The organism is Acaryochloris sp. IP29b_bin.148 (genome assembly GCF_028285565.1).
Taxonomy (GTDB): Bacteria; Cyanobacteriota; Cyanobacteriia; order Thermosynechococcales; family Thermosynechococcaceae; genus Acaryochloris.
On the sequence record NZ_JANQOY010000090.1, the window covers coordinates 61,301 to 87,259 of the forward strand.

The following is a 25,959-nucleotide window of genomic DNA, read 5'->3' on the forward strand; positions in this document are numbered from 1 at the left end:
AATCGAGTTAATTCGATTCTCGACTCTAGGCTATCTAAATTAATACTATTAAAGGGGGAAAACTGTGAGTATTTTAGCTGAAGTCAAGGATATTTCTGTATCTTTTGCGGTTAAGGATCTAGATGCAACCGCCAAGTGGTATCAAGATTATTTGGGATTTAAACAAGTCCTCTTTCGCGACTTTCCAGAATACGGGACGCGGATTGTATTTTTGGAGATTAACGACATCTCCATTGAGCTAATTGAAGATCAGAAATGGACTTCCATCGATCGGCCCAGCCCCCCACAGCACACAACTGTTCAGGGTGTGAGTCAAGTTCGGTTTATGGTTCATGACATTGAAAAAGTCGTAGAGCGGGTGAAGGCTCAACCCGAAATTGAAATTGCTTGGGACTTGATCGTGGTGGAAGATATTGGCTTTAAGGAATTTTTTATTCGCGATAACGAAGGAAATATTCTTCAGTTTGCCGAAACATTCGAGCCCAAGAAATAGCTCACTTTTATATCAAGGAATAACAGAAGTTAGCATTTTTTAAGTGGGTATGGCAATGAAACTGAAAGATAAAAAGATTGGAATCTTAATTGAAAGCGACTTTTATGAACACGAGATTTGGTATTACCACTATCGCTTTCTAGAAGAGGGGGCAGATCTGCACTTTATGACCCGCCTCTGGGGGCAGCCCTCTATTACCTTTAAGGGACATGAGTATCACGCTCCCTTTGACTGCAATGAGTCTTTCGAAGGTATGGATGACGAGACGCTGGCCAGCTTCGCGGCCATTATTGTCCCTTCAGCGATGGTGTCTGATCGCCTCCGCTACACCGACGACGTTACGAAATTGCCCCCAGCGACCAAGTTCCTCAAGCGGGCCTTTGCCAACCCCAATATTCTCAAGGGCATTATTTGCCACGGGATGTGGTTAGTGGCTCCCGCCACCGAATTAGTCAAGGGTCGCCCCATCACTTGCCACAACAACCTTCACGGCGATGTACTGGCCTACGGAGCCCTCTATCAAGACCAGGATGTAGTGGTGGATGGCGATTTAGTCACGGGTCGGACAGGGGGCCATGCTCATCTGTTCGCGGCCAAGATTATCGAAATTCTGGCAGAGGCATAGGGCGTTTGCGATCGCATCATCACTCCCTCCTGTCTCTTCTAGTTCTAGCTCTCCCCTGTAACGCTTACTCTTCCATTTGTTTGTGCTTAAGGATGCTGTCACCATGATCCAGGCTACGCTGACCACTCCAACCAAACTGTATTCCCTCTCTGCCGGAACTTCCTATCCCTTGGGGGCAACCGTAAAACCTGACGGGGTAAATTTCTCCTTGTTTTCAGAAGTCGCCACCGGAGTTGAGTTGCTTCTATTTGACGGCCATAGCGATTTAGAGCCGTTTCAAGTCGTTCAATTAGACCCCATCGTCCATAAAACCTTTCACTTCTGGCATGTCTTTGTCAAAGGGTTACCAGCGGGTACCCACTACGCCTATCGGGTCGACGGTCCCAACAATCCGAGCGGGGGTGATCGTTGCGATCGCAATAAAGTCCTGCTCGATCCCTATTCCAAAGGCAACAACAAAACCCTCTGGAACCGGGGTAAGGCCTGTTTGCCAGGGGATAACCTCACCAGCTCGATGCGCTGTGTAGTGATCGATATCGATGATTATGACTGGGAAGGCGATCGGCCCTTAGGCAGGCCCATGAACGAAACCATCGTCTACGAAATGCATGTCGGTGGTTTTACCAAATCCCCCACTTCCAAGGTCAAACATCCTGGCACCTTTGCAGGCGTGATTGAGAAAATCCCCTATTTGCAGGAGCTGGGGGTTACGGCTGTTGAACTCCTACCTATCTTTGAATTTGACGACACCGAAGTTCTGCGAGTGGTGGATGGCAAGCCCCTGACCAACTACTGGGGCTATAGCACCATGAGTTATTTTGCACCTCACCCCAGCTATTGCGTCAATCCTGAGGCGGGCGATCATGTACGGGAATTTCGGGATATGGTCAAAGCCCTTCACCAAGCTGGAATCGAAGTGATCCTAGACGTTGTGTTCAACCATACCGATGAAGGTAACCATCAAGGTCCCGTCTTTTCCTTCAAGGGGTTGGACAATCGCACCTATTACTATTTATCACCTGAAGATCGGCAGTACTACTACGACTACACGGGCTGTGGCAATACCTTTAACTGCAATCACCCCATTGGAGAGATGTTTATTCTCGATTGTCTGCGCTACTGGGTGCAGGAGATGCATGTGGATGGCTTCCGCTTCGATGAAGGATCAGTGCTCTCTCGTGGCGAAGACGGTACTCCTCTAGAACATCCACCCGTGATTTGGGCGATTGAGCTGGATGCTGTACTGGCCAATGCCAAAGTGATTGCCGAAGCTTGGGATGCAGCGGGCCTTTACCAAATTGGCTACTTCCCTGGTTATCGTTGGGCGGAATGGAATGGCAAGTATCGGGATGCGATTCGTCGCTTCGTCAAGGGCGATCCGGGAATTGTGGGGGAGGTTGCCAGCCGGATCACAGGCAGCGCCGACCTCTACCAAGCGCGCCAACATTCCCCGGTCAACAGCGTTAACTTTATCGTTGCTCACGATGGCTTTACCCTTTATGACCTGGTGGCTTACAACGGCAAGCATAACGAGGCCAATGGCGAAGGTAATCGCGACGGCATCGACGACAACCTGAGCTGGAACTGCGGCGTTGAAGGCGAAACCGATGATGATTGGGTCAACGATCTGCGCCAGCGCCAGCTGAAAAACTTAGCCGTTCTGCTCCTAATCTCTCAAGGGGTACCCATGATGGTGATGGGAGACGAAATCTGTCGCACCCAATATGGGAACAACAACACCTACTGCCAAGATAACGAATTCAATTGGCTGGACTGGCGCTTTCTCGAGAAGAATCGAGACATGTTTCGCTTTTGGAAAACCGCTATTGCTCGTCGCCAGCACTTCAAAGAATTGATGAGACCCCGCTATTTTACCGGGGCCATCAATGAAAGAGGCGTAGCAGATATTACCTGGCATGGTCCCCAACTCAATCAGCCCACCTGGAACGATCCAGGATCGCGCACTCTGGCCTTCACCTTAGGTGGCTTCAAGGGCGATCCTGATGTCCACATCATGATGAATATGTATTGGGATAGCATCGAGTTCCAATTACCCAATATCTCCGGTTGCCAGTGGTATCGCTCGGTCGATACAGCCTTACCCACACCCCACGACATTACTCCGTTAGGTCAAGAGGAGCCCATTAAGGTGTCGAGCTATCTGCTCACCGCCCGCAGTATCGTCGTCCTCGACTCTCGGCCGATTTAACTCCACCTATTTAATAAAACCTCGTCTCTCACCTATCCTACCGACGCTCAAGCTGCACAGTTATTCGTGCGATCGCACTCCCATCAATCCTCTCGTCAACCCTATTCTTCACATCAAGCGACTCTAATCATGGCTAATTCTCTTGACTTTACCTTTTCGGATCTGATTGCAGGTTACATCACCACAGTTACCTTTCCAGACCAGTTCGATGCTCAAGGGGTGATCGGCCTGCGGACGTCCGATGGACGTGAATACGACGTTAAGGTCACCTACGCTTGCTATGCCGAACTCGTGCGTAACCTGGGAGAGCCCTTTAATGTAGCGCCAGATATAAAAGATATCCTCGTCGAGGGCCGATTTATCCATGTCTACGGTGTTTTTTACCCAGAGGCTTCAGAACTTAAATTCGAAGCCAAGCACCTCGTGCTGTTTGGTCGCACCAAGAATCACCTGCGATTCGAGGAGCAGGACTGGTGGATTCGTCAGATCCAGCAATTGCTAAATTTCTATCTAGAAGCCCAGTTTGGCGTTCAGGAAGGCAAAACAATCGACTTTCGCAACTTCCGCACGGATATTAGTGCGGAAGGCGAGAAACTCGACGGTCAACAGAATCTCGACACCATTTCTCGACTCATCTATGGGTTTGCGACGGCGTATATGCTAACCGGCGACGAACGTGCCTTGGAAGCGGCAGTTAAGGGAACGGATTATATGCGCCAGCACTTCCGTTTTCGCAACTCCAGCGAAGGGATTTGCTACTGGTACAGCCAAATCGATATTCGTCCTGATGGCACCACTCGCAAATATATTGGTTCCCAAGCTGGAGGCGACGAGGGAGGCAATGCCATGCCTTGCTATGAACAAATCTATGCTCTAGCTGGCCCCACCCAAACCTTCCGGTTGACAGGCAATCGGGATGTCTTAAAAGATATCGAAAATACGATTGCCTTCCTCAATCGTTGCTACAAAGACCCCACGCCTAAAGGAGGCTATTACTCCCATATCGATCCTATTACCCTCTCTCCCCATGTAGATTCCCTCGGTATTAACAAGGAGCGCAAAAACTGGAACTCCGTCGGTGACCATGCCCCGGCGTACTTGATCAATCTGTGGCTAGCCACTGGAAAGCAAGAGTATGCTGACTTTCTCGAATATTGTTTCGACCTGATCTGCAAGCACTTCCCCGATTATGACTACAGTCCATTTATGAACGAGAAGTTCTACGATGATTGGAGCCATGATCTCAAATGGGGGATTCACCAGGCCCGCTGTGTGGTCGGTCATAATTTAAAAGTCGCCTGGAACCTCACTCGCATGCAAAGCCTTAGGCCCAAAGCGAGCTACAAAACCTTTGCCCACCAAATTGCCGATATTATTCCTAAAGCTGGCTGTGACACCCAACGCGGGGGCTGGTACGACATGATGGAACGCACCCTTAAAGAGGGAGAAGCGTTCTACCGCTTGGTGTGGCACGATCGCAAAGCTTGGTGGCAGCAGGAGCAGGGTATTCTGGCCTACTACATCATGGCAGGGGTCTACAAGGACAAACCCGAGTATTTGCAATATGCCCGAGAAGGGTCTGCCTTCTACAATGCTTGGTTTTTAGACTATGAAGCAGGCGGGGTTTATTTCAATGTTTTGGCCAACGGTCAGCCATACGCATTGGGTACCGAACGGGATAAAGGTAGTCATTCTATGGCTGGTTACCATTCCTTTGAACTATGCTTCCTGTCAGCGATCTATACCAACTTGCTGATTAATAAAGAACCGATGGACTTCTTTTTTAGCCCTGAACCGGGGGCTTGGGAAGATAATATTCTGCGGGTAGCCCCTGATATTTTGCCGCCAAGTAGCGTTAAATTGACAGAGGTGTGGATCAATGGCCATAGCCACACTGATTTCGATAGTGAAGCTTTGACGGTTAAGCTACCCACCGATTTAAAAAAGATGAAAGTACGTTGTCGGATCACGCCTAGCGGCGTTGACTTCAACGCGGAGTTGATGTCTTACGAGAACGGTATTGCCACGTTAGCCCTGGCGGGCAACCTCAACAGTAGCAGTCTCAAATATCTGCGTGAAGCGGTAGAGAAACTACATAATCTTACGGGTATTGTCCTCGACGGTACGAACTTACAGTCGATTAGTGACGCAGGGTTCAACTATCTCATCTTTACCAAGCAAACCCGTGGCGAGCTATTTAGCATTACCCTGCGTAATCTCCAACCTGCTGTCAAACAAGCCTTAGTGGATAGCGAACTGATGGAGGAGTTTACGGTCGTTTAAGCTGAGTGGTCAGCTCTTTCACCCGCTTAGTTGGGAGCTGTTTGATACCTGCTTGAACAGATGTACGGATGCTGGCCGCCAAAGAGCAATAGTGTGTATCTTAGTCACCGATAGCTCTGATCCATTCAGCTATTATTGGGTATTACTAAGGCTGACAGTTCTGAGAAATAGGGGGCTGTCAGCCTGGATTGATCGCTTGTATCAAAACCCATATATGCAACTAAGCAGGTCTTTCTTCAATCACTTGGTCAATAAGGCCATACTCTAAGGCTTCATGTGCAGACATAAAGAAATCGCGATCCATATCTTTTTCAATTTTTTCTAGGGGTTGCCCTGTTCTCGCTGAGTAGATGCTATTCAACTGCTGACGCACACGAATAATTTCCTTGGCTTCAATTTCGATATCAGAAGCCTGTCCACGGGCACCACCAGAGGGTTGGTGAATCATGATTCGGGAGTGGGGGAGTGCTAAACGCTTACCCGGAGACCCCGCAGCCAGTAGAAATGATCCCATCGATGCAGCTAAGCCAACACAAATCGTCACTACTTCTGACTTAATGTGCTGCATGGTGTCATAGATAGCCAATCCAGCGGTCACTGAACCACCCGGTGAATTGATATAGATAGAGATCGGCTTACTGGGATCTTCAGAATCCAAGTACAGGAGAAACGCCACGATCCGATTGGCTAGGCCATCGGTCACTTCCTGGCCTAGAAAAATAATTCTCTCCTGGCTTAGGCGAGTGTATATATCTACCCATCGCTCATAAGGGCTGCCAGGGATACGATAGGGAACGCTAGGAACACCAATAGGCATAGTCGAAAACTCTCTTTTGCTACTACTCAGGTTGACTCAATTTTTAAACGGGCATGGGTGCGGGTAAGTCTTTTTGACTGGTCAAAACGCGATCAATCAACCCATAGTCTTTCGCTTCTTCGGGAGATAGATAAAACATCCGGTCCATATCTTTGGCAATCTTCTCGGCCGTTTGTCCGGTGTTCTTCTCCAAGATGTCTAACATCGTGGTTTTATTCGCAATCACTTCCTGTGCCCGAATTTGGATGTCAGAGGCTTGCCCTTGGGCACCACTGCGCGCCTGATTAAGCACGATCGTTGCATGACCAAGGCTAGCTCGATACCCTTTGGTCCCAGCTGACAGAATCATGGCCGCAGTCCCCATTGCTTGACCAATACAAATGGTGTGAACTGGGGGTTTGATGTACGACATGGTGTCGCAAATCGCAAAGGCTTCCGTTTCAAATCCAATTGCATCTCCGCCATACCAGGAGGTGCCTGTAGAGTTGATGTAGAAAAAAATAGGTTTATCAGGATCGTCGAATTGTAGAAACAAAAGTTGGGCAATAATCAACTCGGTCACATCAAAGCCAACCTGACGTTTGATATCGTCCGAGGAAAATAGCGGCATTCCCAAATAAACAATTCGCTCTTTTAGCAATAGAGATTCTAAATCTGGGGGTGGGGTGCGGTAATAGGCGTCACCGCCTCCACCATAGGGGGCTTGAACTGCTTGAATCCTTGACTCCATTGCCTGACAACTACCTAAAGGTGACAATACTGTTACACTGTAGCAATTTTCTGCCGCTAGAATTGGGGGAAAGACCGTACATACGGATTTGTCCGAGAAATTGTTCCCAAGTCAATGGCCCGCGTATCACTTTATTAGCGGAATTTCGATGCAGAAGGAAACTGGCTAGACTGTAACTACCTCACCAGTGGAGCAATTGATGATGGTTCTTGCCCAGCCTTCTGCCGCCGAAGCAGAGATTATTTACCCTAGCTCTGATGGAGAACCGTTGGCCGAAACTTCAGTTCATGTGGATGCCATCATTCATGCTGTCGTTACGCTGCGGCAACATCTTGCCTCACAACGGGCAATTGTCTTGGCTGATCAATTTCTCTACTATGCTCAGGGCTATCCCAAACTAAGAGTCGCTCCCGATATTATGGCCATCTGGGATGTCCCTCCAGGACCTCGTGACAACTACAAAATTTGGGAAGAAGGTTCAGTCCCATCGGTTATTTTCGAAATCACCTCTGAAGGAACACAAAATCAAGATCAAAGCCATAAAAAAACCCTTTATGAGCAGATGGAGGTGCAGGAATACTGGCTGTTTGACCCTAAAGGGGAATGGATCGCCGAAAAACTGCGGGGTTACCGTTTAAGGGGTGAACAGTACGAACCCATTATGGATGGTTGTAGTCTGCCCCTAAAGTTGCGGTTACAAGTGGATGACACACGAATTGGATTTTATCGAGAAGACGGCGAGAAATTATTAGCGCCTGATGAATTAGTAGAAGCGCTGCAGACTGAAGTAAAGGCGCGTCAGGATGTGGAGACCCAGCTAGAACAAGAGAGACAACGAGCAGAAAAAGAACAGCAACGGGCTGAACAAGAGAGACAACGAGCAGAACAAGCTGAAATGCAAGTACAAGCGTTGATGGCAAAGTTGAAAGCAATGGAAACGGATATAGACGAATCAATGAGCTGATTGGTCTTTAACTTTTTCAAATCCTTTGTCGGGTCATTGAGTGGTCTAAGGGATGGATATGGTGAATCAATGGACGTCTGCCGAGCATGTGCTGGGTTATCTAGCGAGAGCCGATCAATTTCCCCATCGCACAGAAGGAGAGGCTGTTCTGCTTGAGCATGTTCCGCAGTCTGCTCAGCGAATTCTGGATTTGGGAACAGGGGATGGCCGATTGCTGACGCTTCTAAAGATTGATCGTCCCCATGTAGACGGGATAGCGATGGATTTTTCGCCAACAATGTTGGCTGCCGTACGGCAACGATTTGCAGAGGATTCCCAAGTTACCGTTGTGGACCACAATATGGATGAGCCATTACCTCCATTAGGTCAGGTTGATGGGATTGTCTCTAGTTTTGCCATTCACCATCTCGCCCACCCGCGTAAACGCACTCTATACCAAGAAGTGTTTGAGTTGCTAAAGCCTGGAGGTGTTTTTTGCAATCTAGAACATGTTGCCTCGCCTACCCCCAAACTGCATCAGCAATTTTTGCAGGCGCTTGGAATTGCACTGGAAGACGATGATCCCTCTAATCAACTGCTGGATGTAGAAACGCAACTGAGTTGGTTGAGAGAAATTGGTTTTGAAGATGTGGACTGTTATTGGAAGTGGCTAGAGATGGCGTTGCTGATTGGGGTGAAACCGCTATGACACAGGCTGTTCAACGAGTGGGTTCTGGAACTCCGTGGGAAGCACAGGTGGGCTACTGCCGGGCAATCCGGGTCGGTAACCAGATTTATGTTTCGGGAACCGCTCCGGTGGATGCTGAAGGACAGGTGGTCTCTGCGGAGGGGTATGCTCAAGCCAAACGATGCTTAGAGATTATCCAAACTGCTTTGCAACGGCTTGGAGCGGATACGCATGCTGTTGTGCGAACCCGCATGTTTGTCACTGACATTGCCCAATGGGAGTTGTTTGCACAGGCTCACCAAGAATTTTTTGGGTCTCATCCTCCTGCCACGTCGATGGTTCAAGTCAGTGCTTTGATTGATCCGGCCATGCTGATTGAAATTGAAGCAGATGCGATTTTTTCTATGGATAGCTCTACAGCGTCGCGGGTGAATGCTCAGAACTGTCGTGATATGACCGATATTCGTAGGGCAATTGACCAAATTGATGCTCAGGTGATTGAGTTGTTAGGTCAACGCTTTGAGTATGTGAAAGCGGCTGCCCAGTTTAAAGCCGATACCCAAAGTGTTCAAGCGCCTGAGCGCTTAAAAATGATGCTGCAACAGCGTCGACAATGGGCTGAAGCAGCGGGTTTAGATCCCGATGTGGTTGAAAAGCTCTATCGAGACTTAGTGGACTATTTTATTAAGTCTGAGCTGGCCCATTGGCGATCCTCGCAATAGAGCTTGTCCCTGGTCAGAGAGTCTGGCGTTTATCCAATCATGCTCGACTGCGATCTGGACAGAGTGCGGAGATGATTTTGGAACTGCCATACTAGCAGCACAATCACACAAAGCTGGGCCACCAATCCCACGAGGGCACTGCTGATTAATATGGGTTTCCCAAAATCACTGAAAGGATAGCCCAAAAAGGTCCAAATCATCATCGAAGCAGGCATCTCATCGGGAACAATTTGTAAGATCGCCAACATGATCGGGGGCACCAACATCCAAAGCCCCAGTCCTCCCATGCTCCAGGTGTAGGGGTTGCGGATTCTGAGTGCGAGAATCTGCTGGACGACGGTGGTATAGATCAGCAATACGCCGGTCATCGAGAGCACGATAATGGCTGCAACGCTGGGGTTCTCCTTACCAACTCCCACTAAGAACATCCAGGGGACATAGAGGGCATTGATAATGACAAGATTGATTGCGATCGCAACAATCGCCGGACTTTTATCGGCCCAGACTAAATCCCGCAAAATCCCCTGAGGATGCTTTTGGAATCGCAACCAATCGAGGAGAGACGCTCGTTGGGGACAGAGAGCCAGCATAATCACGATCGTCAGGCCAACGTTAAACGCATACAGCAGCCATGAGCCTGTCACTGCAGATATCTCTGCGAAATCTCCTTGTTCGGACGTAACGACGAAGAAACCAATTATTAATGCTTCTAAAAAAGACACAATGGCGTAACTTTGCCATTTACTCATGATGGTTGTGTTGGGATTGCGAAAGAGGCGGACTAGCATTAACCAAATCAAGACTGTAGCAATCACCAAAACAATCAGCGTAAACCCTTGCGACTGCCATATCGACTGGTTAATTGCTTGCCCAAACCACTGAATGGGGACATTGCGATTTGAAGGAGCAGATCGATAGGAATCCCATTGAGCAGACCATACATCGAACCCCAATGGCTGCCAAGTGACCGCGAAATTCCAGACAAAGTAGAGGGGGGACAGGAAAAAAAGTGTTAAACCTGCAAATGCGACAGCCATTACAGACTGTTGTCCAACGGCAAGCGTACGAGAGCTGCTGAGTAATCCGTACAAAATCGCTAGACTAAACCAAGCAAAACTTCCGATTGCCAGCGTTAGATAGTAGCTGATTAGGAATAAAAAGGGCATCCCCGACTGGAAGCTGGCAAGGAGATGCAAAGGAATGGCTAGCCCAATCGCGATGTAAGGCAGAATAGGCACTCCCAACATTTTGCCTAACAAAATATCTTGGCTAGGGCGAGGGCTGAGTCGAATAAAATTGAGCGTACCGCGTTTTTCTTCTTGATTTAAATCGCTGACCAAGTAGTAGCTGCCTGCGGTGAATAACGCATAGGGTATGATCCAAGTCATTGTTTCAGCTAAACCCGCCCAGCGCTCAATCACAGGATTGTAGGTTTGTTGGGAAAAGCCTAGGCCCAATAGCGTTTGACCAATGAGAGAAATGACAATCGCTGCCGCCAGACTTCGGGGTTTTAAGCGGCCTCGAAATTCTCGCAGCAATTGGGGATTCCAATTGCCGATTTGATTGGTAAAGGTGGATGTCATGACGGAACCAGACAGTTATGAAGTTTGCCGATAGCCCATTTTGATAAAGATATCTTCTAGGCTCTCTTGAGTACGGTGGAAATCGATGATCGGGAAGTTTTGGGAAATGAGAGATCGCAACAAGGCAACGATGTCACCCTCTGTGCCCGTAAAGGTGACCGCAATTTGATGTTTATCCGGTAAGACTTTGCAGTCATGCACCAACGCATGGTTTTGCAGAAACACCTCAACTGGTGCTAAATCAGCCATCGTCGAAATAATCAGTTGCTGAGTCTGATCCCGGTTGTACAAGGCCCGCAACTCGGAACTCTCGACCAATTGCCCCATCTGCATAATGCCGATAGAGGTACAAAAATCCTCCAAGTCGCTGAGGATGTGGGAAGAGATAAAAATCGTCAGTCCTTGCTGTTGCAGGGTCTTTAAGGTTTGACGAAACTGCACCCTAGCCACGGGATCTAAGCCGGAGACAGGTTCATCCAGCAACAATAAGGTGGGTTTATGAATAATGGTCCGGGCCAGGCTGAGCCGCTGCTTCATCCCTCGTGACAGGGTACTAATCGGACTGTAGCGTTTATTCTCTAAATCGACTAATGCCAAAATTTCATGCAAGCGCTGGCTCAGTTCAGGTTCGTGTAGATAATAAAGCCGAGCGAAATAATCCAGGTAGTCCCACACTAATAAGTCGTCGTAGAGCGGGAAATCATCTGGCAGGAAGCCAATCCGCCGCTTAATATCTGGATTGGGTTGATTTTGGATAAGGGTTTGTCCACCAATCGCAATGCTACCTAAGGTGGGTTCTTCAGCAGTCGCTAACATCCGAATCAGCGTTGTTTTGCCAGCGCCATTCGGACCAATAAGTCCATAAATTTCGCCTTGCTGGACTTGTAGATCGACTTGGTGAACGGCAATGCTGTCACCAAATTGTTTGGTCAATTGCTGTGTGGCAATGACTGGAGGAGGGGTCATTTAAACACTGACCTTTGCGAGTAGGAGAATAATGTCATGATGCCATCCTCTCTGAGAATCGTAATCTTAAGCGTGATATTGGTCACGTCTGTTGTCCTGCAAACCGTTATGATTTAAGGCCAGCAGCTATCGTTCCTATACAGCTTCAGAGTATGACACTTGAAACTAGAACGGTTGAGGCAAAAGGAATCCGTATTTCATGGCAAGAGGATGGCATTGAAGTAGGGCGAGCGTTTGTCTACATCATGCACAATGATTTGCATCAACAACCCTTCGCCTTAATGGAGGATGTTTATATCAATGAAGCCTTTAGAGGGCAAGGGCTCGGCTCGGAACTCGTTCGTCAAGTGATCAAACTAGCCCAAGATGCCAACTGTTATAAACTCATTGCCACAAGCCGCGAGTCCAGGCCCAAAGTCCATGCACTCTACCAACGTTTGGGCTTTACAAAGCATGGTGTTGAGTTTCGGATAAATTTATAGCTCTTGTCTTGGGTAAGGGGAGTCGCAGCAATAAGATTTTCCCGGCTAGAGCGGGTCTAAGAGTTCTGTGGGAGAGTCAATAATGAGTGCGTCAAAGATCTAAGGTACCTGCAAAGACTCGTTCCGCTGGTCCTGTCATATAGACAGACTGCTGTCCACCTTCCCACTTAATTTTCAAGGGGCCACCTGGAAGCTCGATGGTAGCAGCCGATTGGCTTTTACCTGTCAGAACGCCAGCCACCAGCACGGCGCATGCTCCGGTTCCGCAGGCGAGCGTCGGGCCTGCGCCGCGTTCCCACACCAACATCTTCAGATAGTCAGGACGCATCACTTGAATAAACTCCGTATTAATGCGTTGAGGAAAGGCAGGGTGATGCTCAAACTGAGGGCCAATGGTTTGAAAATCAAGGGCGTCTAGATCCTCCACAAAGGTAATGCAGTGGGGGTTACCCATGCTGACACAGGTAACTAACCAGGTTTGTCCCCCCACGTCCAAGGGCTGATTGACCACCGGATCGGTGCCTTGGCCTAAGGTGGTGGGAATGTCCGCAGGCACAAGATAGGGTGGCCCCATATCCACCTGTACCAGACCATCTGGCTGCAGGCTAGGCGTAATCGTCCCCGCTAAGGTATGGATACGGTAAGTGAGTGCTGCCTGTGTTTGGCCTTCTAAATCGGCTAAAAAGCGAGCCAGGCAGCGAATGCCATTCCCACACATTTCGGGTTCCGACCCATCCGAGTTGTAAATCCGCATGGTGTAGTCGGTATCGCCTTGCGCAGGTAAGGCAAAGATTACGCCATCCGCACCGATACCAAAGTTGCGATCGCACATCCGTACCGCTTGTTCTGGCGTCAAACAAGGTTGAGCTTGGTGACGATTATCGATGAGGATAAAATCATTGCCCAATCCTTGATATTTTGTAAACTCGACCCGCATGAATATTCCTTAGACAACAACAGCGCTTCTCCATACTACTGCGGCATTGAGAGCAAGTGCGGCTGACACTATTACCCAGATCATCGCCATCAGAATCGTCACTATAATGGCTCCAGGCATCAATTGTGCCTAGTTTTCATTTGTCCTTTTATCCATCCTGCGACGAAAATAATGTCAACTGAACTTGATGTCAAACTGCCTAGTTTTCGCCAGCTTCAGACCTTAATCCAAGAAGAGTCTGAAGTTGAAATTAAATTGATCACCAATGATTTGCTCGTCGGCAAGGTACGTTGGCAGGACAATTTTTGCATATGCTTACTGGATCACTACGACCAGCCCACCCTTGTTTGGAAACAGGCAATTGTGTTCCTCAAGCCTAAACCCTAGCCTAGAGCTTCATGACAGAATTGAGACTCTGCGGGCGGCAATCAGCCAAATTGTGCCTTGTGTTATGATTTTCGTACTTTCTGAATGCAAAATCAGTCATTAACGGCTATTTTGTGACGACAATTTATTTGACGTTGAGTAAGTGAGAGTATCATCATGCAAGGTTTTATCCATTCACAAGCCTACCAATCTCAGCCCTTGGGAGCCTATTTAGTGGAAGCAGGTTTGCTCACGGATGCCCAAGTGGGCGTTGCCCTGGCCGATCAAAAAGTGACATCCATGCCCTTTGGAGAAATTGTAGTCGCTAGAGGGTGGGTGAAAGAGCAAACCGTCGAATTCATTATGAACAGAGTGGTCTTGCCAGAGCGATCCCCCTCAGTGTCTGATAGCATGCAGGACTGTATGACGCGACGCCACCGACCTAGATCGGGTATGGCTGCTGCGCAAACGGCTGCGTCTTCTAGTCGGGACAGCGTCAACTGGATTGGTTAAACAGACATATCAGCTTGGAACTCTGACGCCGATTCTTGAGACAATAAGATTATGAATCGCTTCTGTTTATCTCTACATGACTCATCACAATATTCGCTTGTTCAGTGCCTTGCTCCTAGCCGTGGTTGGCGGATCCTATGTTGGAGCTACACCCGCTACAGCACTGGAAGTCAGTGTTTCGCCTAAAAGCCCGAAATTAGGGGATACCCTAGCCATTACCGTCAAGCCTGATCCAGGAGAGCAGCTGACTCAAGCGCCCATCGTTAAAGTGGCTGGCAAAAAGATCCCCACCTACCGGATTGCGACGAACCGTTGGCGAGCCTTATTGCCAACCATTCCCTTAGAAAAACATGGTCGTCGGAGCTTAGTCGTCACCGGGAATCAACAAACTCGCAATATGATGCTGTGGATTGGTAAAAAATGGTTCCCGACCCAGAGCATTTGGTTACCCCCGGGTAAAGGGTCAGGCACAGACTTTGAATTTGATCGAGTGGATGCCTTCAAAGCAATTGTCTCTCCCCAAAAACTCTGGAGCGGCAAGTTCCTACGTCCCAATAATGGCCCCCTCACCGCTGGGTATGGTATCAAGCGAATTTATAATGGCGATTACTCTGATCCTGATTATCATCGAGGATTAGACTATGCCGGTTGGGGTGGCTCTCCAGTTAAAGCTTCAGCTGCAGGACAGGTCCGACTGGTTGGACGTGAATCAAAGGGCTTTCGACTGCATGGCAACATTGTGGGTATTGACCACGGTCAAGGGGTAAATACAGTCTATTTGCATTTACGGAATATCAACGTGCAAGAAGGCCAGAGGGTACGTGCAGGCCAAATCATTGGCACGGTCGGTTCTACTGGGGCCTCGACGGGTCCTCATCTCCACTTTGGTTTAAATGTGAATGGCCAAGCCGTGGATCCAACGCCATGGCTGAAGTGGGGGTTTCAATAACCACCCGTTGTGGTCGCTCATATTCTATGGAAGGGCCGTGATCTGAGAGGATAAGTCTCAGATGAATTGTGGAGGCCCCTAGAAGATTGCAAAAACTATTGCGACTATCCCAGATCATTGATCGCATCAACGAGGGGGTGGGGCGGTTCACTGTTCTGTTGATCCCATTAATGGTACTGATCGGGGTTTGGAATACCTTGGGGCGGAAAATCGGCAATTTGATTGGCCAAAATCTCAGCTCCAATTCTCTGATTGAAGGACAAGCCTATTTATTTGCCCTCATCTTTTTGTTGGGGGCCGCCTACACCTTCAAGCACAATGGCCATGTGCGAGTCGATGCGTTTTATGATCGTTGGTCTCCCAAACGACAAACTTGGGTCAATTTCTTAGGGGCATTACTGTTCGTGATCCCCTTTTGTAGCCTGATGATTTACTATGTATGGTCCCCGATCATCGATTCTTGGGCCGTTTGGGAAGTCTCTCCGAATGCCGGTGGACTACCTCGCTATCCCATTAAATCGGTTGTCTGTGTATTCTTTGTCTTGCTGTTGCTCCAAGGAATTTCAGAAGCCATCAAAAATGGGGTCAAACTGAAGCGGCTCAGCTTAGGCCAAGAAGGAGAAACCGACCATGGACTATGATTGGCTGAGCATTGCCATGTTTGTGGTCGCCTTAGTCTTGCTGTCAGCAGGGTATCCGGTGGCCTTTACCTTGGGGGGCGTAGCGCTGTTATTCAGTGTGTTACCCACCGCGATCAGTTGGGTCGATCCAGAAATCTTTGTCGATCCCAATTTGCTGGCCAGTATGCCTCAGCAAATTTTTAACACCATGCTGAGCTATACGCTACTGGCAATTCCCTTCTTTATTTTTATGGGGGCCATGCTCGAGAAATCGGGTTTGGCCGAGAAACTCCTAGAAACCATTGGCATTCTCTTCGGCCCGATTCGCGGCGGCTTGGCTTTAGCCGTGGTGTTTGTGGGGGCATTGCTGGCAGCGACGACGGGTGTTGTCGCCGCTTCTGTCGTTGCCATGGGCTTGATCTCGCTGCCGGTTATGCTGCGCTATAACTACAGCAAGGAGCTGACTGCTGGGGTGATTGTTGCCTCTGGAACCTTGGGGCAAATTATCCCTCCCAGCGTGGTGCTGGTCGTGTTAGGCGATCAACTCGGCGTACCCGTGGGGGATTTATTTCTGGGGGCTTTGATTCCCGGTTTGATGATTGCCGGAATGTTTGCCCTACATATCATTCTGGTTGCCATCTTTAAACCAGAAGCTGCCCCAGCCTTGCCCCTTTCTGTACGAGAGATCAAAGGAACAGAGCTGGCGATTCGGGTGGTCAAGGTTCTGATTCCGCCTCTCGCGCTCATTTTTTTGGTGTTGGGCAGTATCTTTTGGGGAATTGCAACGCCCACAGAAGCAGGGGCCTTAGGCGCTTTAGGGGCGATTATTTTGGCCGGGGCCAACGGCCAATTTTCCTTAAAGCGGCTCTTTGAAGTGTCAGAGTCTACCCTTCGAATCACCAGTATGGTGATGCTGATTTTGATCGGTTCTCGGGCCTTTAGCTTGGTATTTATTGGTTTGGGCGGGAATATCCTCGTTGCCGATACATTGCAAAATCTACCTGGTGGCAAACTCAGCTTCTTACTCGTCAGTATGCTGACGGTATTTTTGCTGGGTTTCTTTATCGACTTTTTTCAAATTGCCTTTATTGTGGTGCCGATTTTTCGGCCTATTGCCCAAGCGTTAGAGATGGACTTGCTGTGGTATGGCATTTTGTTGGGGGTCAATTTACAGACATCCTTTTTAACCCCTCCCTTTGGCTTTGCTTTGTTCTATCTAAGAGGAGTCGCTCCACCAGAGATCAAAACATCAGACATTTATCGCGGTGCAATCCCCTTTATTATCCTGCAGCTGATTGTTTTGGTGATCCTGGTTCAATTTCCCGAAATTGTTAGCTTTTTACCGTCGTTGAAATCTGCGCCTTAGCATCTTGGCAGTAGCAGGTTGGGGAGAAGAGAGCACCATCTTGACACCTCCTGATAGACCCCAAAAGAGTCCGGGGAATACTAGGAGAAAATGAGTGGTACCACGTGCGTATTTATAACGCCATGCTCAGATAACTTAACAACTTCCTTGAGATTATTTGTGCCTTTAAATACACATTTTGTAACAAATGGAGCTATCATAGCCCTAACTGTTATTCCTCCAATGGAAGTTTAACAAGTCTGTTAGATAGCGATTCTGTTATGAGTGCTGTATCCTCGACTGAGTACCCAACTCTAGCTCCCTTTCCTCCAACACAAATGGTTGATTTGCTCCAAGGTGAAATCCTGCTAGATGTACGCTCTCACACAAATTGGGGCGGTGCTGTGACGGCAACGATGTATCTGCCTCGGGTGCGATCTCAGATTTGGTCTCAACTCACTAACTACAGCCGCTGGGTTCGATTCTTTCCTGATATTGTCAAAAGCGAAGTGCTGGAACATGCCTCTCAAACAGCAGAGCAAACCCACCGTCTCTATCAAGCCGCACGCAAAACGTTTTTCTTACTTTCCGTTGATGTGGAAATCTTTTTGAGAGTGTCGGAACGGTTTCAAGAACACATCAAATTTTCGCTGGAACAAGGCAGCTTTAGCGACTTTTCTGCTGATCTGACATTGCAGGACTGTGGAGAAGGCACGATTCTCACTTATTCCGTTGCCGCTACACCACTAATTCCCATGCCTTCTATCTTTATCCAAGAAGCGATCCGTGCCGATCTGCCGGGAAATATGAAGCATATGCGTCAAGCACTCTGTAGCTAAGGTTTAGAGACTACAATTCTGAGTTTAGAACTCCCTTGCATAACAGCAGGGGAGTTCCTTGTTTGATCAGCGGCTTTAAGCAATCTTGTTGAGACGAATATGTTTGCGCCCCACAGAGATTTCAAATTCATCTCCAGGTTCAAGATCCAACGTTTGAGTATAAGTCCGACCCACCAAGATATTGCCATTGGACTGGACACTAACTCTATAACTGGGTTTACGTCCTCCTCGGCCATTTCCATTAGAGGATTGACCATCTAAATCAATCCCTTCTGCATCCAGTAGGGCATTGAGAAAGGCAATAGTTTTGATCCGTTCTGAGCCATTCCTTTCTAAAGAAATGTATCCACAAGCCTTAGCCTTTTCCTCGCGAGTGCAGTCACTCAGCTGTTTTACTTTTGCGACTAAGTCTTTTCCTGTCAAGGGTTTAGGTTGTCTCTTCTTTTTAGGCATAAGTTAAAAATCTCTTTAGCAGTATCACTGTTACTACTAGATAGTTGCATATTTTGTTTTATTTGTGTTTAGTGGATAACTCAGCCCATTAGCCTAAGCAGAAATGCTATATATTGAATTTTTACAGCAGAAGGCCCAAGCAGAATAGCCCATGTGAAGCTGTTAGAAACTTAGTGCCAAACTTCTGGTAGTTCCTTAGTTTTAATTTCAGATTCTATATTTCCCAAACTTGCATCGCATCACCATAATCATTGCAGTCATACACCGCTCTCTCGTGCCGGGGATTGGCCGTTGGCAAGGAATCGATAGCAACTACCACCGCGGCCTAAAGACATTAAAGGCTTGCACAATTTTGGAGTTACCGTTCTATCCTCATCCTTTCTGAGATCGTCATTATTGTCCGGCACGCTTACTCTCCAGATATCTCAGCCTGCCAATGGCCGGACTTGCCACCCATCTTTTTAACTAAGTGAATATGGTCGATAGATATAGACTTATCCAAAGCCTTAGCCATGTCATACAGTGTTAAGGCTGAAATAGACACGGCTGTTAAGGCCTCCATTTCCACACCGGTTGCCGCTTGAGTTTTTACGGTTGCTTCGATCCTGTATCCAGGGAGAGCAGATTGGGGTTGAATGACCACTTCTATCTTGCTCATTGGCAATGGATGACAAAGGGGGATCAGGTTTGCTGTTTGTTTGGCAGCCATAATTCCAGCTAACCGTGCAACCCCTAAAACGTCTCCTTTTGAGGCATTACCCGCTTGGATGGCAGTAAACGTATCTGAATGCATCCGTACCTGCCCTACTGCAGTGGCTTCCCTCACCGTTGCAGATTTGTTTGAGATATCTACCATTTGGGCTTCCCCTTGCGGGTCAAGATGGGTCAGGCCGGAATGCTGATTTGACATAACAAAAAATCGGAAGTAGAGCCAACGATGGTTAGCCTAGTCAGGTCGTTATTGCGATACCGTGAGGCTATGGTAAGATGATAATCCCTTAGGGGCTTGTAGCTCAGTGGACTAGAGCACGTGGCTACGGACCACGGTGTCGGGGGTTCGAATCCCTCCTAGCCCGTTTTTCCCTTGAATAGTCAGTATCCCCAGATGGGCCAGGCCCGTGTGGGGTTTGCATTTGCACTAAAGATTTATTGCTTTTGGCGCAAACTTCTCTATTTCTATAGAAGAGTAAAAGTATGCCTAGAGTTAGGTGATTGCCCTATCAGCATCGCAGAAACCCTATCTTTCAATAGAGAGTGGCCAATGGAGATTAACTATCTTTTTTCTTGGTTGAAGATCCGTAAGTCTAAACCTGAATCGCGCACTTCCCCTCGAACACTCACCCTGCTGCAATCCTTACTGCAAGACCTTAAAAGTAAAGGTAAACCCTATAACTTTGTAGGGTCATCCCACTCTTATAACGGCATTCAGCTCGTCGATGATAACGTTGCAGTCATTTTTGATAGCAATGATCTGAAAAACATTGCCTATAACTACGACACCCAAGAAGTAACCGTTGAAGCCGCAGTCACGATTGAAGAATTAAAACGATTTCTCCAGCCTCTAGGCAGGCAACTCATCAGCAGTGGCAATTTTATGCAGCAACGAGTCGTCGGCGCACTCGTGACAGGTACCCACGGGTATGGTGTTGAGGATGTCATTATGGCTGATAGCATCACTGCTGTAACTCTCCTGGATGAAGACGGTTGTCCTCACACGCTAACGGAACAGGAACATGGAAACGTTCTGAAATATGTCAGAGTTAGCTTGGGATATTTGGGAGTGATCGTTAGCCTTACTCTTAGAACAAAAAAGAACGAGCAGTTTGAAGTGACTCAGCAGATATTCCAGTTGAGTCAACTGCCGCAAACATTGGCACAGTATGGCAATAAAGCCCATGCAATGACGATGTTTCCCTACAGTGACAAGGCAGATCCATTTATCGGTTTCATTTCCTTAGACAAGCTGGATCAGTATAAAGAACCAGCCCCGGTCAATAGGGCCAATGCATTTGTCACCGCTATTTCTTGGGTCATTATCACCTTTGTATGGAAGCTTAATGCGCAGTTACCGATCTTTCAGGAGTTTCTACAAATGCTGATTGGTCGATTTGCTCCCAGCGTTGAACCGGAGGTAATTGTTACGAGTCCAGATGATTTGGACTACCTCTATGATTACCATCCGATGCTAGAAAGTGAGCGCAATCCTTCTATCCCCCAACGGATATTGAGTAGTACCTATACCGCTTATAACGTTGCAGTCTTTATCCCCAAAGCAGATTTGCCTGATCTACTCTTATTTCTGTTCGAGTTAGCTCAGAAGATGAAACAAGCCAATCCTCAGCAGTACTTTAAAAATTCAATTGGTGTTCGCTACGTCGGGCAATCCCAAAAATGTGCAATGGCTGGGAACTATAAGCAGGACTCCTATGCCGTTGATTTGTTCTTTAGCAAAACTGACTTAGAACTAGCGGAGCAGGTGCAAGATAAGGTGGCTCAGAAGTTCAAGATTCGCCCCCATTGGGGGAAAACCATCTTAAAACCCGAAGTCATTCAGAATATCAATCTAGATGATCTGAAAGAGTTTAGTAATCTACGGGCAAAGTACAATCCATCCAACTTACTACAACCCAATCTAGGGGGAATTAAATTTTAGTTGTATTTATAGAAATTCCCGATATTTTTAGCAGAAATCGAAACAAGATGATCTTCAGTCTCCTGGAGATTGCTGTATTGACTTCTGCATAGATAAAGCTTGGAATATCACCCATTCCTATGCCAATGCCGGACGTGAAGCATAAGCATCAATAATCTCCTGGCGGCGAAAACACTCCAGACTATGGTCATTCACCATCCCCGTTGCTTGCATATGGGCATAGCAGATCGTTGAGCCGAAAAACTTAAAGCCACGCTGTCGAAGATCCTGGCTCATCGCATCAGACTCTGGACTAGTCGTGGGCCATTGATCCGATTCACTCCGTGTATGGATAATGGGCTGTCCTCCAACAAAACGCCAGCTATAGGTCGCGAAGCTGTCAAACTCTGACTGAATTTGCAGAAAGACACGAGCATTGCCAATGATCGCTTCGATCTTTTTGCGGTTGCGAACAATTCCCGCATTACCCATAAGGGCCTCTATTTTTTGTTCATCATAGTTAGCAATCCGTTGGGGATTGAACTGATCAAACGCTACTCGGTAATTCTCACGTTTACGAAGAACGGTATACCAGCTCAAGCCTGCCTGGGAAGACTCTAGAGTTAAATGCTCAAACAAATGCAGATCGTCATAGATAGGAATCCCCCATTCCTGATCATGATATTGGATGTAATCGGGTTTACTGAGATCTACCCAGGAGCAACGGTGCATTTGATCTGCAGGAGCTATGATAATTACCTTATGGTCAGGATGCTAAGGATTATGGTACAGGTAGCTACAGGCCCAATCACTATACCCGCTAATCCGATTTCTAGACTTTCACAGAACTAGGGCAGATATAAACGGTCAATGTCACTTAATTCTTTCAGGGGGGGATGCACACTCTTCTCAGTATCATTGGCTCAGTATTATCTTTAGAGTCTAATTTTGCATTACGTCTGTTTGTTGTGAGCAATCAATGAGGTGGATCTATGAATTCTAAATTTGCACTCTGGTCAGCTGCGTTATTACTCGGACTTGGACTGAGTACGGGTTGTTCAGATGGTTTAAAGTCTGGCTCTCAATCAGGAGATCCTCAACAGGGGCAAGCGAATGCTAAACCCGCTATTTTTGCAGAAGAGGGTGCCGCGATCCGCGGGTATGATCCAGTGGCTTACTTTACTGACGGTGGACCAGTCAAGGGAAAAAGCGAATTTTCCTATGAGTGGCAAGGTGCCACTTGGCAGTTTGCCAGTGCTGAAAATCGAGATTCTTTCTCTAGCAATCCTAAAAAGTATGCACCCCAATATGGTGGCTATTGTGCTTGGGCGGTTAAAGAAGGCACAACTGCCCCTATCGATCCCCAAGCATGGAAAGTGGTTGATGGCAAACTGTATCTCAATTACAGTCTTGATATCCAAAAAAAGTGGGAAGCAGATATTCCAGGTCATATTGCCGAAGCGGACCAAAATTGGCCTGGTGTGTTACAACGATGATTTGATGCTCAGTCAGCTATAGGTCTCGATCCTACATTTGCTGCATAGGAGCGGCTCGCCTGTCGACAGCTCTCTGGTACGTTACCCACCCCAAGGCGGCTTCAAATTCTCGAGAGAAACTCTGGAGATCCCATTTTTGCATCCCTGAATCCTCGTCGGCACCTTGATGACTAGCGATTGGCCAGCATTTTTGCATCAGCTCTGGCAACTTAAAATAGCCCTATCACAAACTCCTGGAAGCCCGCCCCATCTTATTGACTCAAACATCAGTTTATCCATAACATCTACGATATTTGGGTGAATGAAATTTTGCTTTGGAGCTACCACCAACAGGTGGCTAGCTTTGCTGTTATAGTCTGCTTGCCATTGTAGATCTGACCGTTATGGATGAGTTTTTGAGAACTGAAACTCAAGTGGGTTAATGTCAACATTACCGATCCTGGACTATTGATTTGTATCTATCCTGACACCTGAGGGATGACCCAATGATGATATAAATTATCTTATCTATGAACAGAAAGTGAGATATTTATTGCAGCTCGTCTTAATAGTTAGTCTGTGATCGATACTTAAAACAATTAAAAACTCATCGCATCTCAGCGAGCATTCAGGGGGATAGTATTCTATGAATTTTTATGCCACAACAAAAAATTCTGACATCCATCCTCAGGTCTCAATTGAGATGGCAAATCCTCCCTAAATTTTGCTCTAAATTGCAATATCCACTGTTATTCCTGGCTTGGATCTGTTCTGTCACCCATTGCTTAGAGATAGCGGTTGCCCAAACAGCCCCTGACAATACTTTAGGTTCACAAAATTCGACCGTTATTCCGGGTGCAGTTGTCATCAATGGTCAGCCTGCGGATATCATTGCAGGGGGTGCAACCCGAGGGTCCAACCTCTTTCATAGTTTTTTAGACTTCAATGTTGCTGAGGGTCAGCAGATTTACTTTCGTAATCCTGCTGGTGTTGCTCGGATCATTAGTCGAGTGACTGGCAACCGACCATCCAATATTTTGGGCAGATTGGGCATACAAGGCAATGCCGATCTTTTTCTCATCAACTCCAATGGCATTTTCTTTGGACCCAATTCCAGGCTAGACCTTAACGGTTCGTTTCTGGGCACCACAGCCAATCGCCTGATTTTTGAGCAGGGTCTTGAGTTTGGGACAGATAATCCACAAGTTCCTTCTCAGTTGGCTATCAATGTGCCCTTAGGCTTGCAATTTAACCGTCCATCCGCAGATATCGTAGCTCAAGGAACAGGCCATCAACTCATATCTCCTAATCCCCTATTTGCTTTTTCCATACGAACTGGTAGCTCTGAGCTGGATTTAACGGTTAAGCCCACCAAAACACTGGCTTTAATCGGTCGCAATATTAATTTAAACGGCAGAATTCTCACGGCCCCAGGCGGAAGCATTCATTTAGGAGGGGTGACGTCCGGCGTTGTACAGATGACCCCTACCTCTTTAGGATGGGGTTTCAACTATCAAACGGTTCAAAGCTTTGGAGATATTAACCTCTCTCAGCAAGCCCTAGTAGATGGCAGTGGTATCAGCACAGGTTCCATAAACATCCAAGGCCGTCGAGTCTCTATCACTGATGGCTCGGTTATTCGTATTCAAAATTTGGGTAACCAAGCAGGACGTCCGTTAAGCATTAATGCTTCAGACTCATTACAGCTAATTGGCACGAATCCACAGGCTACGACTCGCAGCAGTCTAACCGCTCAATCCTTGGGGTTAGGCCGGGGTAGCGATATTGTTCTATCCACCCCAATGCTCTTCCTACGAGAAGGAGGGGTAATTTTTGCAGGCACCGTTGGCCCTGGAGAAGGGGGCACACTGCGGATTGATGCAGCTGAGTCTATCGATGTTCTGGGCACGTCCCCTTTAAACCCCAGCTTGCTTAGCCTTCTGAGTACAGGAGCCTTTGGCGCGGGGAACGCTGGAGATACATTTATTACCACTAAACGCCTCAGCGTGTCTGATGGGGGCTTAGTCACGTCTGCCACCTTAGGGCAGGGACATGGAGGAGACGTCACCGTTAATGCCTCAGAGTTAGTGAAACTTGTCGGTGTCGGTCCAACCTTGTTTGCGAATAGTGCTGTGTCGGCGTCTAGTCTAGAGCGTGGAGATGCAGGCAATTTAGTGATCAATACACAACGATTAGTGATCAAGGATGGGGCTAGAGTGGATGCTTCTACGTTTGCGAGTGGTGCGGCGGGCAGTGTCACTGTGAATGCGACAGACTCTATTCAAGTCAGTGGGGTTGCCCCTGGTGGTCGAGATTCCAGTTTTATTATTTCGTCTGCCAACCTGTTAAGCCCAGAGTTGCGCAATACTTTTAATCTTCCTCCTATTCCCACTGGCGAAGCAGGAAACGTGCAAATTACAACAAAAGATTTGAGCGTGACGAATGGGGGTTCTGTCAGCGTCAAAAATGATGGGCCAGGGGATGCAGGCACCTTGCAAGTTTATGCTGACAATATCTTGCTGGAACAACAAGCGGGGATTACCGCATCCACAATTTCTGGCAATGGCGGTGATATTGATCTACGAATCCATAATCGGTTGCTGATGCGCAATGAAAGCCTGGTGTCAGCCACAGCTAATGGTCCGGGTGATGGTGGCAATATCAATATCAATGCGGATCTGATCGTCGCTTTCCCCAATGAAAACAGCGATATCGTCGCCAATAGCTTTTCGGGGCGAGGAGGCAAGATATCGATTACGACCCAAGGCGTATTTGGATTGAAAGTGCGAGATCAAAGAACCAACTTCAGTGATATCACAGCTATTTCCCAAAGCGATCCAACGCTGAATGGCATTGTGGAAATTAATAACCCAGAAGTTGACCCGAACAACAGTTTGATAGATTTACCGGAATCCGTTGATGTTTCCCCACCCATTACTCAAGGGTGTCGTACAGGCCAGCCTTCAGGCACCAGTCGTTTTGTCCATACTGGACGAGGGGGTCTACCGCCAGGACCAGGAGAGCCTCAAACCGCCGTGACGCTCTGGCATGACCTTAGAGAGCTAAACGTTCAAAAGCCGACCTCTCATTCCATGCCTCTCTCAGCTCAGACGCACCACCGCACTACTGCACTCCCCAAATCCTCAGACATTGTTGAGGCTCAAGGCTGGGTTCATGATGCGCAAGGCCGAACTGTATTGACCGCAAACTTTCCTGATCAACCTGGGTTAGGCCGCAGGCAATCTGCAGCGATGTGTTAAGTCATCAGCGATAGAGGACATGTGCTCGT

At 47.7% G+C, this 25,959-nt stretch carries 25 protein-coding genes and 1 tRNA gene; 18 read left to right on the forward strand and 8 right to left on the reverse strand.

The window, feature by feature from the left end; translation table 11 throughout:
* Positions 1-64: 64 nt before the first annotated feature.
* The 4 genes from Q0986_RS08545 to Q0986_RS08560 all read left to right on the forward strand — a co-directional run bounded on the left by Q0986_RS08545 (position 65) and on the right by Q0986_RS08560 (position 5,610).
* The gene (locus tag Q0986_RS08545; protein WP_299407964.1) at positions 65-493 is read left to right on the forward strand and encodes a VOC family protein; all 429 of its coding nucleotides are present in this window, start codon (positions 65-67) and stop codon (positions 491-493) included.
* Positions 494-548: 55 nt separating this feature from the next.
* Positions 549-1,118, forward strand: coding sequence for a DJ-1/PfpI family protein (locus Q0986_RS08550; RefSeq protein WP_299407967.1), 570 nt, complete (start codon positions 549-551; stop codon positions 1,116-1,118).
* Between the two features lie 103 nt (positions 1,119-1,221).
* Positions 1,222-3,327 (forward strand): glycogen debranching protein GlgX, encoded by a 2,106-nt coding sequence (gene glgX / locus Q0986_RS08555; RefSeq protein WP_299407971.1) that lies wholly within the window; start codon positions 1,222-1,224, stop codon positions 3,325-3,327.
* Positions 3,328-3,456: 129 nt separating this feature from the next.
* Entirely contained in the window at positions 3,457-5,610 is a 2,154-nt protein-coding gene (locus Q0986_RS08560) for an N-acyl-D-glucosamine 2-epimerase (protein ID WP_299407975.1), read from the forward strand.
* Positions 5,611-5,830: 220 nt separating this feature from the next.
* Here Q0986_RS08560 and Q0986_RS08565 read toward each other — a convergent pair whose 3' ends face one another.
* Both Q0986_RS08565 and Q0986_RS08570 read right to left on the reverse strand, forming a co-directional pair.
* The gene (locus Q0986_RS08565) at positions 5,831-6,427 is read right to left on the reverse strand and encodes an ATP-dependent Clp protease proteolytic subunit (RefSeq protein ID WP_299407978.1); all 597 of its coding nucleotides are present in this window, start codon (positions 6,425-6,427) and stop codon (positions 5,831-5,833) included.
* A gap of 43 nt (positions 6,428-6,470) precedes the next feature.
* Positions 6,471-7,157, reverse strand: a complete 687-nt coding sequence (locus Q0986_RS08570) for an ATP-dependent Clp protease proteolytic subunit (RefSeq protein ID WP_299407982.1) — start codon at positions 7,155-7,157, stop codon at positions 6,471-6,473.
* Between the two features lie 199 nt (positions 7,158-7,356).
* Here Q0986_RS08570 and Q0986_RS08575 point away from each other — a divergent pair, with 199 nt between their 5' ends.
* Genes Q0986_RS08575 through Q0986_RS08585 form a run of 3 tightly spaced genes read left to right on the forward strand, consistent with a single transcriptional unit; the run spans position 7,357 to position 9,510 of the window.
* The gene (locus Q0986_RS08575) at positions 7,357-8,121 is read left to right on the forward strand and encodes a Uma2 family endonuclease (protein WP_299407985.1); all 765 of its coding nucleotides are present in this window, start codon (positions 7,357-7,359) and stop codon (positions 8,119-8,121) included.
* 58 nt (positions 8,122-8,179) lie between these two features.
* Positions 8,180-8,809 (forward strand): class I SAM-dependent methyltransferase, encoded by a 630-nt coding sequence (locus Q0986_RS08580; RefSeq protein WP_299407989.1) that lies wholly within the window; start codon positions 8,180-8,182, stop codon positions 8,807-8,809.
* Entirely contained in the window at positions 8,806-9,510 is a 705-nt protein-coding gene (locus Q0986_RS08585; RefSeq protein ID WP_299407994.1) for an isochorismate lyase, read from the forward strand. Before Q0986_RS08580 ends, Q0986_RS08585 begins: the two co-directional genes overlap by 4 nt.
* A 29-nt stretch (positions 9,511-9,539) precedes the next feature.
* On the opposite strand, the gene Q0986_RS08590 is transcribed toward Q0986_RS08585, so the two are convergent.
* Positions 9,540-11,093 (reverse strand): hypothetical protein, encoded by a 1,554-nt coding sequence (locus Q0986_RS08590; RefSeq protein ID WP_299407997.1) that lies wholly within the window; start codon positions 11,091-11,093, stop codon positions 9,540-9,542.
* A gap of 15 nt (positions 11,094-11,108) precedes the next feature.
* The gene (locus Q0986_RS08595) at positions 11,109-12,059 is read right to left on the reverse strand and encodes an ABC transporter ATP-binding protein (RefSeq protein WP_299408000.1); all 951 of its coding nucleotides are present in this window, start codon (positions 12,057-12,059) and stop codon (positions 11,109-11,111) included.
* A gap of 152 nt (positions 12,060-12,211) precedes the next feature.
* On the opposite strand from Q0986_RS08595, the gene Q0986_RS08600 reads away from it, so the two are divergent.
* On the forward strand, positions 12,212-12,541 hold the full coding sequence (locus Q0986_RS08600; RefSeq protein ID WP_299408005.1) for a GNAT family N-acetyltransferase: 330 nt from the start codon (positions 12,212-12,214) through the stop codon (positions 12,539-12,541).
* Between the two features lie 91 nt (positions 12,542-12,632).
* On the opposite strand, the gene dapF is transcribed toward Q0986_RS08600, so the two are convergent.
* Positions 12,633-13,478, reverse strand: a complete 846-nt coding sequence (dapF, locus tag Q0986_RS08605; RefSeq protein ID WP_299408008.1) for a diaminopimelate epimerase — start codon at positions 13,476-13,478, stop codon at positions 12,633-12,635.
* 171 nt (positions 13,479-13,649) lie between these two features.
* On the opposite strand from dapF, the gene Q0986_RS08610 reads away from it, so the two are divergent.
* The 6 genes from Q0986_RS08610 (at position 13,650) to Q0986_RS08635 (ending at position 18,110) form a co-directional block, all read left to right on the forward strand.
* On the forward strand, positions 13,650-13,865 hold the full coding sequence (locus Q0986_RS08610) for an RNA chaperone Hfq (protein ID WP_299408011.1): 216 nt from the start codon (positions 13,650-13,652) through the stop codon (positions 13,863-13,865).
* A gap of 156 nt (positions 13,866-14,021) precedes the next feature.
* Positions 14,022-14,357 (forward strand): hypothetical protein, encoded by a 336-nt coding sequence (locus Q0986_RS08615; RefSeq protein ID WP_299408014.1) that lies wholly within the window; start codon positions 14,022-14,024, stop codon positions 14,355-14,357.
* 76 nt (positions 14,358-14,433) lie between these two features.
* Positions 14,434-15,306: a M23 family metallopeptidase gene (locus tag Q0986_RS08620; RefSeq protein WP_299408019.1), complete on the forward strand. Its 873-nt coding sequence runs from the start codon at positions 14,434-14,436 to the stop codon at positions 15,304-15,306.
* Positions 15,307-15,392: 86 nt separating this feature from the next.
* On the forward strand, positions 15,393-15,947 hold the full coding sequence (locus Q0986_RS08625; RefSeq protein WP_366918545.1) for a TRAP transporter small permease subunit: 555 nt from the start codon (positions 15,393-15,395) through the stop codon (positions 15,945-15,947).
* Positions 15,937-17,292: a TRAP transporter large permease subunit gene (locus Q0986_RS08630; RefSeq protein WP_299408035.1), complete on the forward strand. Its 1,356-nt coding sequence runs from the start codon at positions 15,937-15,939 to the stop codon at positions 17,290-17,292. The genes Q0986_RS08625 and Q0986_RS08630 overlap by 11 nt, the downstream gene beginning before the upstream one ends.
* 260 nt (positions 17,293-17,552) lie before the next feature.
* The gene (locus tag Q0986_RS08635; protein ID WP_299408042.1) at positions 17,553-18,110 is read left to right on the forward strand and encodes an SRPBCC family protein; all 558 of its coding nucleotides are present in this window, start codon (positions 17,553-17,555) and stop codon (positions 18,108-18,110) included.
* A 75-nt stretch (positions 18,111-18,185) separates the two neighbouring features.
* Here Q0986_RS08635 and Q0986_RS08640 read toward each other — a convergent pair whose 3' ends face one another.
* On the reverse strand, positions 18,186-18,563 hold the full coding sequence (locus Q0986_RS08640) for an AbrB family transcriptional regulator (protein ID WP_299408045.1): 378 nt from the start codon (positions 18,561-18,563) through the stop codon (positions 18,186-18,188).
* A 409-nt stretch (positions 18,564-18,972) separates the two neighbouring features.
* A complete protein-coding gene (gene moaC / locus Q0986_RS08645) occupies positions 18,973-19,473 on the reverse strand; it encodes a cyclic pyranopterin monophosphate synthase MoaC (RefSeq protein WP_299408048.1) in 501 nt (166 codons plus the stop codon).
* Positions 19,474-19,565: 92 nt separating this feature from the next.
* On the opposite strand from moaC, the gene Q0986_RS08650 reads away from it, so the two are divergent.
* Together Q0986_RS08650 and Q0986_RS08655 are read left to right on the forward strand one after the other, a co-directional pair.
* Positions 19,566-19,639: transfer RNA gene (locus Q0986_RS08650), tRNA-Arg, on the forward strand.
* A 185-nt stretch (positions 19,640-19,824) separates the two neighbouring features.
* Positions 19,825-21,216: an FAD-binding protein gene (locus tag Q0986_RS08655; protein ID WP_299408051.1), complete on the forward strand. Its 1,392-nt coding sequence runs from the start codon at positions 19,825-19,827 to the stop codon at positions 21,214-21,216.
* 117 nt (positions 21,217-21,333) lie between these two features.
* Here Q0986_RS08655 and Q0986_RS08660 read toward each other — a convergent pair whose 3' ends face one another.
* Positions 21,334-21,927 (reverse strand): DNA-3-methyladenine glycosylase I, encoded by a 594-nt coding sequence (locus Q0986_RS08660; RefSeq protein WP_299408054.1) that lies wholly within the window; start codon positions 21,925-21,927, stop codon positions 21,334-21,336.
* Positions 21,928-22,187: 260 nt separating this feature from the next.
* Here Q0986_RS08660 and Q0986_RS08665 point away from each other — a divergent pair, with 260 nt between their 5' ends.
* Positions 22,188-22,691, forward strand: coding sequence for a YHS domain-containing (seleno)protein (locus tag Q0986_RS08665; protein ID WP_299408058.1), 504 nt, complete (start codon positions 22,188-22,190; stop codon positions 22,689-22,691).
* Positions 22,692-23,326: 635 nt separating this feature from the next.
* Positions 23,327-25,930 carry an S-layer family protein gene (locus tag Q0986_RS08670; protein WP_299408062.1) on the forward strand — a complete coding sequence of 868 codons (2,604 nt, stop codon included), beginning with the start codon at positions 23,327-23,329 and terminating at the stop codon, positions 25,928-25,930.
* Positions 25,931-25,959: the final 29 nt, after the last annotated feature.